Origin of the sequence: Komagataeibacter melaceti (assembly GCF_003403295.1) — a bacterium.
GTDB classification, from domain to species: Bacteria; Pseudomonadota; Alphaproteobacteria; order Acetobacterales; family Acetobacteraceae; genus Komagataeibacter; species Komagataeibacter melaceti.
Genome location: NZ_QUWV01000142.1, coordinates 1 through 11,716 on the forward strand (window position 1 = coordinate 1; position 11,716 = coordinate 11,716).

The window sequence follows — 11,716 nt, forward strand, 5'->3', positions numbered from 1 at the left end:
CCAAAAAAGCCCCTTGCGCCCCTTACCGCTCCCCCCTATAAGCCGCTGCATCACCGCGTGCAGATGGAGAGGTGCCGGAGCGGTCGAACGGGGCGGTCTCGAAAACCGTTGTGCGTGCAAGCGTACCGTGGGTTCGAATCCCACCCTCTCCGCCACTGCATCGCGGGTGATTTTTCCCCTTATATAATCGTATCCGGCGTCCGCTCATGTGCGAGGCGTCCGTTGACGTAGGTGGCGCGGATGCTGCGGTCATCGCCCAGCATCATGAGCGTGAACAGCAGGTCCGCCGTGCTGTCGCACGTTTCCGCGCGCAGGGCCTGCAGCGGTGTTGCGCGCGGGTCGAGAATGCACAGATCCGCATCCATGCCCACGCCAACCGTGCCGATCGTGTCATCCAGATGCAGGGCATGCGCGCCCCCGGCGGTGGCCAGCCAGAAGGCCTGAACCGGGTGCAGGCGGTTTCCGTTCATCCGCGCGACCTTGTAGGCCTCGTTCATGGTCTGGAGGTGGGACAGGCTGGTGCCCGCCCCGATGTCGGTGCCCAGACCCGTGCGGACGGGGCGGCTGGGCGATGTGACATCATGCAGCCGGAAGGCGCCGCTGCCCAGGAACAGGTTGGAGGTGGGGCAGTGCGCCAGCGCGCAGCCGCTTTCATGGCAGCGGCGCAGGTCCGTCTCGTCCACATAGATGCCATGGCCCATCACGCTGCGCGGGCGGACCAGTCCGGCGCGGTCATATACATCCAGATAGGAGCGGCTGTCCGGGAACAGTTCGGCCACCCATGCCACCTCCGCCTGGTTTTCCGCCAGGTGGGTCTGCATGAACAGCGTCTCGTCCCGCCCGAGCAGGGCCGCCGCTAGTTCAAGTTGCTCCGGCGTGCTGGTGGGGGCGAAGCGGGGGGTGACCGCGTAATGCTGGCGGTCGCGCCCGTGCCAGCGTTCAATCAGGCGCAGCGATTCGTCATGGCCACGCTGGGCCGTGTCGCGCAGGTAGTCGGGTGCGTTACGGTCCATGAGCACCTTGCCCGCGATCATGCGCGTGCCAAGGCGGGTCGATTCCGTAAAGAACGCATCAACGGATTGCGGGTGGACCGTGCAGTACACCGCCGCCGTGGTCGTGCCGCAGGCCAGCAGCGTGCGCAGGAACTGGCGCGCGATGGTGGTGGCGTAACCTGCATCGGCAAAATGGCGTTCGGTGGGGAAGGTGTAGCGTTCCAGCCATTCCAGCAACTGTTCGCCATAGGCCGCGATCATGGGTAGCTGCGGGTAATGGACATGCGTGTCCACAAACCCCGCCGAGATCAGGCAGCCACGATAATCCGTGACCGGCATGCCCTCGGGCAGGTGGGCGATGGTGCTGTCATAGGGGCCAGCATGGGTGATGCGCCCGTCACGGATCAGGACCAGCCCGTCGGGTTCCTCCCGCAATGCCTCCTCGGGCGGGATGAGGAAGGGATTGCCGCTGAAGGTCACGATATGGCCGCGCAGGGCGGCGCTGCCGGGCGGGGGGGCTTGGGTCATGGTCGGCTCCGTCTCCCGGCCCGCCGCGTGTCAGGGCCAGGCGCTATGAGGCGTCGCTTACGCGATAGGGTTGGGACGCATCCAGAAAGGCTGCATTAGCGCCCAGTTCATAGGAAATGACCAGCAGATAGGCAATGGCGCGCGTGATCTCGATGCGGGAGGTAATGTTGCCTTCGCCCGCTTCCAGCCTGCGCAGGCTGCGCGTGGCCCCGCGCGCCACCCGCGCCGTGCGGCCAAAGCGCCCGTAGCGGCCACTGAATTCGGACATCCGGCTCAGGAACAGTTCGATCGCGCGTTCGGCTGCGGCAGGCAGTTGCCCGCGCTCGAGCACCGTGCGCAGGCGGATGATGTTCAGCCCGATGGTCATGGCCGACAGCGTGCCCTGCAGGTAGGCCTCGATGGTGGGGGTGGGTGTGGGACCGGCGTGGCGGATCAGGCGCGAGAAGCGGTCCGTGTTCCGCCCGATCCACGACTGGGTGCGCGGCATGGGGTGGGCGGCGGCAAGGTGGCGCAGGTCATGCAGGGTGCGGTTGCGCATGCGCCAGCGTTCTTCATCGTTATTGAAGGGCAGCACGGCGCGGAAAATCAGCACCGCGAAGCCGATACTGCACAGCAGCGCGAAGGACGCGTTGAAATACGCGATCTCGTTCAGTCGCGTCTGGTTGCCCGGCCCCACAAGGTTGGGCAGGAACAGGCAGTAGGACGCCGCCGCCCCCGCCGTGGACGGGTTGCGTGCGGCAAGCCCGCCCGCGATCATGGGCAGGGCCAGGACCGCGGCCAGCATTTCGAACTCTGCCGGTCGTGGCAGGAACAGGAGCACAAGGAAGCCCGAAACCAGCACCGCCCAGCACGCCCCGCGCAGGAAGTTCATGGTGCCGACCACCGGGTTTTCACGCGTGGCGAACAGCCCGCATGTCACCGCGACCATGGTTATGAAGCCGATCCCGTTGGGCCAGGCCGTTATTTCCCATATTACGGCGGACGCGCCGATGGCCACGGCGGCGCGGATGCCGTTATACGCAGCCTCCTTGAAGTCGCGATGCGCCTCGATGCGGAAATGGAAGTGATCGCCCCGGATCTCGTGCTGGCTGGCATCGAATTCCTTAACGGCGAGTTCAAGTTCCCCCAGCAGTTCATCCAGCGCGTTATGCAGGATGCGGCAGTTCAGCAGATCGTCAATTTCTACCGAGCCATCCCGTGGGGCACCGATTTCCTGTGTCAGGGCGTCGATGATGCGCTGGCGGCATACACCGCGCAGGTCCTGCAGGTCGTGCAGGATGTGCGGGATCTCACTGTCGTTTTCCAGCCGGGGGGGCACGCCCAGCAGGAAGGTGCGGGTCAGGAGCGAGGTTTCCGTGAACTGCTCGTTACGTGTTTCCAGCGCCTTGATGCGCGCCATCATGCCCAGCCCGCGCGACAGCAGGACAGAGACCGAGGCCAGTGCCGCGCGCGCATGGTCGCCCTCATGCCCGTGGGGCCCCATCTCGACTTCACTGAACTCGATCTGGTCATTGATGCTCAGGATCGTGCCGAACAGGGCGCGCGAGCGGATGAAGGCCTCGTCATCCCCCGCCAGCAGGTTGGCGACGGCGTCGGTCGCGCTGCTCAGCGCCATCTGGATCTTCTGGCGCATGTTCCTGCGCGCGGAGGCGGCGAGGTTATGGGCGAACAGCACCGCCACCAGCGTCTCGCACGCGATTCCCAGCACGATATAGGTCGTGCGGGACATGGTGATCATGAAGATGTTGTCGGGCTGGCGCGTGGCGGCCAGGGCGATGATGGCGCAGGTATAGCCCGACAGCACCAGCGCGTAGGAACGGAAATTGCGCACCAGTGTCGCGCACATGCAGCACAGCCCGATCCACATGCTGATGGCAGGAAAGAACAGCCACGGCGCCTGTGGAAAGGAACAGACGATAATGACCGCGCTGATCGCCCCGATGCCCGTGCCGACCAGACGCCATCGCGCCTTTGACAGACTTTCCCCGCGTGAACCCTGCGCCACGATCCATACGGTCATGGCGGCCCATGGCGGGTCATCCAGTTCCATCCACATCGCGATGGTCAGCGCCATGAGGGCGGCCACCGTGGTGCGTATGGCGAAGGCCAGGGCCTCGGGCGTGGGGGCGTAGAGCCATTTCAGGCCGCTCATCCGCGCATAGCCGGGGGCACGGATGGTGGGAAAATGCTTTCCGCTAAGAATTCGGTTCAGGAAGGGAGGCAGAATATGCAGGTCTGCGGGCACGATATACGGCTTTCGGCGACAAGGGGCACCTCAATCAATAACGCATCTTGGCATTACGTAACGGTGCCGCGAGCGCATATCTGGCATCGGCTTTCCTCGTGGCGGATCAGGCGTCTGTGGGCGCAAGGTGGCTTGCGGCCAGCCGCAGGTCCGCCACGAAGCGTTCATATTCCCGTGTGCGGCTGGCCTCGTCGGGCTGGCGCAGGAGAAAGGACGGATGAACCGTGACAAGCCCGGTCGTGCCGTCCTCCAGCCCGATGGGGCGCGAGCGTTCACGCCCGATCGTAACGGTGCGGCCCAGCAGGGCGGAGGCCGCCGTGGCCCCCAGCATGACCAGCACATGCGGGCGGATGAGCCGCCGCTCGGCCGCAAGCCATGGGGCGCACGCCCTGATTTCGTCCCGGCCCGCCTTTTCATGGATGCGGCGCGTGCCACGGCGCTGGAATTTGAAGTGCTTGACCGTGTTGGTCACGTAAGCATCCTCGCGGCGGATGCCCGCTTCCTCCAGTGCGCGGTCAAAAAGCTGGCCCGCCGGGCCGACAAAGGGACGACCGGCAAGGTCTTCCTTGTCTCCGGGCTGTTCGCCCACGAACATCATGCGCGCGGTGGTCTGTCCCTCACCAAAGACCGTCTGTGTCGCGTGGCGGGCCATGGGGCAGACCAGGCAGGTTTTTGCCGCCAGCGCCACCGCGCGTAACGACGTGATCCGCTCGATGTCCAGATCCGTCACCACCGGCACGGCGGGAGGTGGCAGGCTGTTAAAGGCTATGGGTGTGGGTGCGTCCGCTGGTCCGTCAAGCAGCTTCCGGCCGTTCCAGCACAGTTCCCTGTCCGGCAGGGTAAGCCGCCATGGCGCGAGTGAGAGCTGGTAGGTGATGAAGCGCGCGTTGCTTTCCGGCGCATGGGTCCGGGCATCCAGCGTGCCGTGCCACGTGCCGCCTTCGCCTTCGGGCTGCATGAGGGAGAACAGGTTCTGGTGCAGGTGAAGGGATTCCGCACGTACGGTCTCGGCGGCTTCGTGCATGCGGGCCAGATCGGCTGCATCCGGTGCGCTATCGATAACATGGGCGAGGATCAGCCCGTAGGCGAGGGCAAAGCGGTCGGGTAGCGCGGACTGTATTACGTCCGCCGCCAGTTGCATCGTCTCGCGCGGGATGCGGAATGGTGCGGAATTCTCGCCAGATGGGGGAGGGGGCGGCGGGGCATCAGGTGTCGCGACCTGCCATGTGATCGCATCCGTCGGGACATGGCGGCCAGCCAGGTCGCGCGTGGCGGCCCGCCACCGGGCGAAGTCAAAGGGGTGGGCGAGCGTAATGACGGTGTGCGGCATGGGCGATCATTCCGGTGGGGATGGCGTAAGGCCAGCACCTGTCAGGCAAGGCCCATTGCCTGCATGCTGCGCCACATCATGTAGAATGCCACAATAAAGACCACGCAGGCAAAAAACATGCGCAGGCGTTCGGGGCGCTGGCCCATGCGGCGGGCCATGGCGGTGCCGCACAGGCTTCCCGCCACGCCACCCGCAACCAGCAGCCCCACCATGGGCAGGTCAACCATGCCCGCCATGGCGTAGCTGACGGAGGTGGTCAGGCCAAAGGCGCATACCGCCACCAGCGATGTGCCCACGGCATTGAGCATGGGCATGCCGGTAGCCGCCAGCAGGGCCGGTACGATCAGGAAGCCGCCGCCAATGCCGAAAAAACCGGAACAGAACCCGGTCAGCACCCCATACAGAATGATGGGTGCGGGGGCCGTGCGCTCGAGGCCATGCGTCGCGTCCCCTTCCTGTCGGCGGCCGCGCAGCATCAGCGCGCCGACGACAAGCATGATGAGGGCGAACAGGAAAAGCAGCCGCTGCCCGTCAATGACCTTGCCGATACTGGCGCCCAGCACGGTGCCCAGTATGCCCGCGCAGACGAATAGCCCGGCGCATTTCCACCGCACGCGCCCCGCACGGGCATGGCTGGCAAGGCTGCACAGTGCATTGATGGTGACCGCCAGCGCGCTGGTGCCGATGGCACGGTGCGGGTCCGTAATGCCAACGCCGTAAAGCAGGAGCGGCACGGCAAGGATCGACCCGCCCCCGCCAATCAGCCCCAGGGTAAAGCCGATCACGCCCCCGCTGCACAGGCCGGACAGGATGTAGGCCAGATCAGGCATGGGGCGGCATGACCGGGCGGCCCGGGGCAGGGGGCATGTGCATCAAGGGGCTGTTCCTGTTCACGGCATGAGGGATAGCTGATTGTTTATATATTTAATATATTATGTATGTATTTTATCAAGTCCCGCCGTGCTGTCCCGCAGGGCGGGGATATGGTACGCATGCGACAAGGGACCAAAAGGGGGAATGGATGGTAAATCTGCCCAGAACACGTGAAAGCGCGGATAATCTTGTGCAGCGGCTGCGCCTGCTGGCGCAGCCGCAGCGACTCATGGTGCTGGCCTGCCTGCTTGATGGCGAAAAAAGCGTGGGCCAGATCGAGGCCGGGACCGGCATAGGTCAACCGACCCTGAGCCAGCAGCTTGCGGAACTAAGGCGGGCGGAAATTGTTACAACCCGTAAGGAGGCCCGGCAGGTCATTTACAGCATTAAGGATAATATGGAGGAAATGAAAATCCGCCTGATCTGTTCCGCGTGCGACCCCGATTTCGGGGTGGAGGACCTGCAGGCGCTGCTGGATGAAAAGCCCGTGGCGGCCCCGGCCCATGCGGGTCGGGACGTGGCGGCGGCCTGCTTCGCCCGTATCCGTATGGAGGCGTGAGGGTGTATTGGCCGGGCCATTCCTGCCGGAATGGCATGCTGTTGGGGTGGAACTATTTAATACCAACCGTTCTATATAATAAAAATGGGGATTTTGAACGGTTTCCATAGAATATGCGGGGCTGTTTGAGTTGTATTTATTTAAGGTATCATATATGTCCTATGCGGCTAGTTCGTGAATGTGTCGCGACTTTCAGTTAATAGAGAGACACGGAATAACGTATGTCTGATACCGAGCAGGATTTTACATGTCTGGAACTGACGACACAGATCGTGTCGGCACATGTGTCCAATAACAGTGTCGCCGCTGATGCCCTTCCGGATCTGATACGCCATGTCTATCAGGCGCTGGCCACCGTCGGGCAGTCGGCGCAGGAAGCCCCCAAGCTCCAGCCTGCCGTGCCGGTCAAACGGTCCGTATTTCCCGACTACATCGTCTGCCTGGAAGATGGCAAAAAGCTGAAAATGCTCAAGCGCCACCTGCACAGCGCCTATGGCATGACGCCCGAGCAGTACCGCGAACGCTGGGGCCTGCCTGCCGAATACCCCATGGTTGCCCCCAATTATGCCGAACGCCGCTCCAGCCTTGCGCGTGAAATCGGGCTGGGACGCAAGATTACCGCGGCCTCGGCAGGGGAAGGTTCAGCCGGAAAGTCGGGTCGCCGCCGCAAGGGGTAAGGACGGGTCTTTCCGTTTCCCGTCCCGCCTTCGTCGTAACGGGTATCCATGATATTGCGTTGTCATGGATACTGACCCTGACATGGTTTTGCGTGCCACATCGCTTCGCCGCCAGCTTCTGTTCTGGCGGGGCGGCGCTGTGGCTTTTTTTGTTCTTGCATGCATCGTGGCCATTGCCTGCGCCCGTGGTGGCGGCTGGACGGGGCAGAAGCCGCATCTGGCGCACCTGAAGCTGGCGGGCGTGATTGGCGCCAATGAGCAGGACAATGTTGATGCCATCCAGAAAGCGGCCGATGATGCAACGGTCAAGGGGCTGCTGCTGGAAGTAAACAGCCCAGGCGGCGCGGTAACGGGGGGTGAGGTGCTGCATGACGCCGTTGCGGCTTTCGCGCGGCGCAAGCCTGTGGTCGTGTCCATGGGCAGCGTCGCGGCATCGGCGGGGTACATGGTGTCCGTGCCTGCCAACCGTATTTTTGCCAACCGCTCCACCCTGACCGGCTCGATCGGCGTTATCCTGCAATCCCCTGATGTGTCGCAGTTGCTGGACCGCGTCGGGGTGCATGTTGACGAACTGGTTTCCGGGCCGATGAAGGGGCAACCTTCCGTCGTTCAGCCGCTTTCACCGCAGGGGCGTGAGATGCTGCAGGGTGTGATAACTGATCTTTATGGATTTTTTGTCACGGTTGTTGCGGATGGGCGACACATGCCGGTGGAGCGCGTGCGGCAACTGGCCGATGGTCGCCCCTATACCGGCCAGCAAGCGCTGGGGCTTGGGCTGGTGGACCAGATCGGTTCAATGGCGGATGCCCGCCAATGGTTGCTGAAAACCGCCCACCTGCCCACCGATGCGCCGGTAACGGATATCGGCCCGGAGGCGGCGCGCCTGAACTGGCGGCACTGGATCACGGGCCTGCTGTCCGCCGTGCCAGGTGGAGAAATTCTGCTGAAGGAAAGTAGTGCGCTTGACGGGGCTGTTGCGATCTGGAAACTTTAAATTTCTTGTATAAACAAGGGGAACAGGATGACCAGATCGGAACTGATTGCCGAACTCGCTGCCGCCCGCCCCCATCTTCCCCTCAGGGAAGTGGAGCGTATCGTTCAGGTCATCTTTGCTGAAATCAGCAATGCCCTGATGCGCGGCGACCGGGTGGAACTGCGCGGCTTTGGCGCTTTTACCGTCAAGAAGCGCGACGCCCGTACCGGGCGTAACCCCAGAACGGGGGAAACCGTCTCGGTTGATGAAAAAGTGGTGCCATTTTTCAAGGCGGGCAAGGAGCTTCGTGAACGGGTCAACCAGCAGCAGCCCAAGGGGGACTGACGGCTTTCAGCTTTACCATTGCGGAAGGATGACAGGCAGGCACCACGCTGGCTTTGACCAGCGTGGCGAAATGGTTGCCTGTATCAGTGATGCCGGGCGTTGATTTCCGACAGCAGGAAGTCACGGAACACGGCCACGCGCTTGGATGTGCGCAGCTCTTCCGGATAGACGAAATAGGCATCGACCGTGGGCAGCGGCACTTCCGGCAGGATCTTGACCAGATTGGGGTACTGCGATGCCGCATAGAGCGGAATCGACCCGATGCCGATACCCGCCGCGATGGCGCCCGCCATGGCGGCGAGGCTGTTGACTTCCAGCCGCGCCGGACGACGCTCATCGGAGGGAACGCCGGTCTCGGCCAGCCAGTTGATGTGCGGCACGGGCGGGTGATAACCGCCGAACAGGACCAGCTTGTGGGCGTTCAGTTCCTCAAGCGTGCGGGGCGTGCCGTGGTCGTTCAGGTATGACTGTGACGCGTAGATCGGCAGCGGGAAGTCGGCCAGATGGCGCTGGATCAGGTCCGGCTGGCGCGGCGGGTGCATGCGCACCGCCACATCGGCTTCACGCATGCCCAGATCCAGGTCGTTATCTTCCAGGATCAGGGTGATCGAAATGTCCGGGTTGGTTTCCATGAACCGGTGCAGCCGTGGCGTAAGCCAGCAGGTGCCAAAACCCGTTGTTGTCGTGACCCGCAGCCGGCCGGCCGCCTTTTCCTTGCTTTCCGTCAGCAGGGACTGGGTCATGGCCAGCTTGGAGAAGACTTCCCGAACCGTCTGGTTCAGTGTCTCGCCCTGCTCGGTCAGGATCAGCCCCCTGGCGTGCCGGTGGAAGAGGGGAACCTGCAGGGCTTCTTCCAGTGCTGAGATCTGCCGCGAAACTGCAGACTGGCTCAGGTTAAGCACGTCACCGGCATGGGTGAAGGAACCCGCCTCGGCTACGGCATGAAATATCCGGAGTTTATCCCAGTCCACGCGTTGACTCCGCTTTGCTATCTGATTGGGGCGCGCCAAATGTTATGACACTACTTCCGCTGTGGTGAAGGAAATGTTGATGCAGGTCAAGGACTCTTCCGGCCGCTTACGCCTCCACGCCGAGGAAGCGTTCGGCCTCAAGGGCGGCCATGCAGCCGGTTCCGGCGGCGGTTACGGCCTGGCGATATATCTTGTCCTGCACGTCACCTGCGGCAAAAACTCCCGGCACTGAGGTGCGTGTGCTACCCGGTGCCGTGATGATGTAACCGTCCGTATCGATCTCCACCACATCACGGAAAATTGCGGTGTTGGGTGCGTGGCCGATGGCAACGAATACCCCATCCACATCGATATGCCGTTCTTCCCCCGTCACGCGGTCACGCAGTTCGGCGCCTGTCACCACCGGCGGCGTGCCGCTGCCGGTTATGCGCGTGACCTCGGTGTTCCAGATGACCGAGACCTTGGGGTTGGCGTGCAGCCTGTCCTGCAGGATGCGTTCCGCACGCAGCGTGCCCCGGCGGTGGATCAGGGTGACGTGGGCGGCGTGGTGGGTCAGGTACAGCGCCTCTTCCACCGCCGTATTGCCGCCGCCGATCACGGCCACGCGCTTGCCACGATAGAAAAAGCCATCACACGTGGCGCAGGCCGAGACGCCGGAGCCGCGGAATTCCTCCTCACCCGGTATGCCCAGCCATTTGGCCTGCGCACCGGTGGCGATGACGACGCTGCGCGCTTCGTACACCATGCCGGAATCGCCCGTGGCATAGAAACGCCCGGTCCCGTCGCGGCGGGTGAAGTCACATGATACGATAATGTCATCCATGAGCCGGGTGCCGACATTACGCGCCTGTTCGGCCATCTGCTCCATAAGCTCCGGCCCCTGTATCCCGTTGGCGAAGCCGGGATAGTTCTCGACATCGGTCGTGATCATGAGCTGGCCGCCGGGCTGGAGCCCGGCAACGAGAACAGGTGAGAGATCCGCGCGCGCCGCGTAGATGGCGGCGGTATAACCGGCAGGGCCCGCGCCAATGACAAGCAGATCGGTAGAACAGGTCTGGGGCATGAGATCAGAAAAACCCTATTGTCAGAATTGTCTTTGGTATGATCGTCCACTGGCGTCCGTGCAAGGGTTGGAGTAGGAAGTGCTTCATTATTGCGGCATACGGGCACGACAGATGCCTGTTTTCGAGAGATGGAACGTGCATGGCGGAGCGGATGGCTGATCTGGATGCGATTGATCGTCGTATTGTGGCCGAACTTCAGCTGGACGGACGCATGACGAATGTGGAGCTTGCCCGCCGTGTGGGCATATCCGCGCCACCGTGCCTGCGCCGCATGCGGCGGCTGGAGGAAGACCATGTCATCCGGGGCTATCATGCCGATACGGATGGCGCGCGGCTGGGCTGGTCGATCACGCTGTTTGCCCTGATCGGGCTGGACAGCCAGAAGGAAGCCGTGCTGAGCGCGTTCGAGGCCCAGGTCTCGACATGGCCGGAAGTGCGTGAATGTCACATGATCCGGGGCGGGGGGGACTTTCTGGTCCGGCTCGTGGCGCGCGATGCGACGCATGAGAACCTGCTGACCCGGCAACTGACGGAATCCCCGCATGTGGTACGTGTGCAGACATTGCAGACCATCCGCACTAGCCTGAACCGCCCGGGCGTGCCTGTGTGAGTAATGGATACAGTCCACGCGGGTGGCTGTATCTGCTTGCGCTGCTGGCCTGTGTACGGCTGGCGGTAGCGGCCTTCCTGCCGCTTTCCCCTGATGAAGCATATTACCGGCTATGGGCGCTTGCCCCTGCTGCCGGGTATCTTGACCATCCGCCCATGGTGGCGGTGTGGATACGGCTGGGCATGCTGTGCGCGGGCGATAATGCCCTTGGCGTCAGGCTGTTCGGGGTTCTGTGCGGAATTGGCCAGACCTTTTTTCTGATAGGGGTGGTGCGTGACCTGCTGCCCGGTGTCGCCCCGCGTCTGGCATGGCGGGCGGGTATGCTGTTGCAGGCGACATTGACGCTGGCAATTCAGTCAGTTGTGATAACACCGGATGCACCGGTGCTGTTCTTCATTTCCATGCTGCTCTGGGCCATGGGACGGATCGTGACGGGGGGTGGACGGCGCTGGTGGCTGGTGGCGGGGCTGGTCGCGGGGCTGGCTTGTGACAGTAAATACACCGCCATCCTGCCTATTGGCGGGATCGTGCTCTGGCTCGGGCTGGGCC

The 11,716-nt window shown here is 63.2% G+C and carries 12 protein-coding genes and 1 tRNA gene; 7 read left to right on the plus strand and 6 right to left on the minus strand.

Annotated features, from left to right (window positions below; genetic code table 11):
* Positions 1–65: 65 nt before the first annotated feature.
* A tRNA-Ser gene (locus DY926_RS13985) sits at positions 66–155 on the plus strand.
* Between the two features lie 24 nt (positions 156–179).
* On the opposite strand, the gene guaD is transcribed toward DY926_RS13985, so the two are convergent.
* From guaD to DY926_RS14005, 4 genes are all read right to left on the minus strand, one after another.
* Entirely contained in the window at positions 180–1,520 is a 1,341-nt protein-coding gene (gene guaD / locus DY926_RS13990) for a guanine deaminase (RefSeq protein ID WP_116703922.1), read from the minus strand.
* Between the two features lie 43 nt (positions 1,521–1,563).
* Positions 1,564–3,765, minus strand: a complete 2,202-nt coding sequence (locus DY926_RS13995) for an FUSC family protein (RefSeq protein WP_116703923.1) — start codon at positions 3,763–3,765, stop codon at positions 1,564–1,566.
* Between the two features lie 106 nt (positions 3,766–3,871).
* Positions 3,872–5,095 (minus strand): UdgX family uracil-DNA binding protein, encoded by a 1,224-nt coding sequence (locus DY926_RS14000; protein WP_116703924.1) that lies wholly within the window; start codon positions 5,093–5,095, stop codon positions 3,872–3,874.
* A gap of 41 nt (positions 5,096–5,136) precedes the next feature.
* Positions 5,137–5,925: a sulfite exporter TauE/SafE family protein gene (locus tag DY926_RS14005; protein ID WP_116703925.1), complete on the minus strand. Its 789-nt coding sequence runs from the start codon at positions 5,923–5,925 to the stop codon at positions 5,137–5,139.
* Between the two features lie 191 nt (positions 5,926–6,116).
* On the opposite strand from DY926_RS14005, the gene DY926_RS14010 reads away from it, so the two are divergent.
* From DY926_RS14010 to DY926_RS14025, 4 genes are all read left to right on the plus strand, one after another.
* The gene (locus DY926_RS14010; RefSeq protein WP_116703926.1) at positions 6,117–6,527 is read left to right on the plus strand and encodes an ArsR/SmtB family transcription factor; all 411 of its coding nucleotides are present in this window, start codon (positions 6,117–6,119) and stop codon (positions 6,525–6,527) included.
* A gap of 221 nt (positions 6,528–6,748) precedes the next feature.
* Positions 6,749–7,204 carry a MucR family transcriptional regulator gene (locus DY926_RS14015; protein ID WP_116703927.1) on the plus strand — a complete coding sequence of 152 codons (456 nt, stop codon included), beginning with the start codon at positions 6,749–6,751 and terminating at the stop codon, positions 7,202–7,204.
* A gap of 64 nt (positions 7,205–7,268) precedes the next feature.
* Positions 7,269–8,198 (plus strand): signal peptide peptidase SppA, encoded by a 930-nt coding sequence (sppA, locus tag DY926_RS14020; protein ID WP_116703928.1) that lies wholly within the window; start codon positions 7,269–7,271, stop codon positions 8,196–8,198.
* Between the two features lie 27 nt (positions 8,199–8,225).
* Positions 8,226–8,522: an integration host factor subunit beta gene (locus DY926_RS14025; RefSeq protein WP_116703929.1), complete on the plus strand. Its 297-nt coding sequence runs from the start codon at positions 8,226–8,228 to the stop codon at positions 8,520–8,522.
* A gap of 83 nt (positions 8,523–8,605) precedes the next feature.
* On the opposite strand, the gene DY926_RS14030 is transcribed toward DY926_RS14025, so the two are convergent.
* Both DY926_RS14030 and trxB read right to left on the minus strand, forming a co-directional pair.
* Complete coding sequence (locus DY926_RS14030; RefSeq protein ID WP_116703930.1) at positions 8,606–9,493, minus strand: LysR family transcriptional regulator; 888 nt, start codon at positions 9,491–9,493, stop codon at positions 8,606–8,608.
* Positions 9,494–9,599: 106 nt separating this feature from the next.
* Positions 9,600–10,556, minus strand: coding sequence for a thioredoxin-disulfide reductase (gene trxB / locus DY926_RS14035; RefSeq protein WP_116703931.1), 957 nt, complete (start codon positions 10,554–10,556; stop codon positions 9,600–9,602).
* A 140-nt stretch (positions 10,557–10,696) separates the two neighbouring features.
* On the opposite strand from trxB, the gene DY926_RS14040 reads away from it, so the two are divergent.
* Together DY926_RS14040 and DY926_RS14045 are read left to right on the plus strand one after the other, a co-directional pair.
* Entirely contained in the window at positions 10,697–11,167 is a 471-nt protein-coding gene (locus DY926_RS14040) for an Lrp/AsnC family transcriptional regulator (protein WP_116703932.1), read from the plus strand.
* Positions 11,164–11,716, plus strand: a 553-nt coding sequence (locus DY926_RS14045) for an ArnT family glycosyltransferase (protein WP_116703933.1), incomplete at its 3' end; no start/stop codon positions are given. The genes DY926_RS14040 and DY926_RS14045, both read left to right, overlap by 4 nt.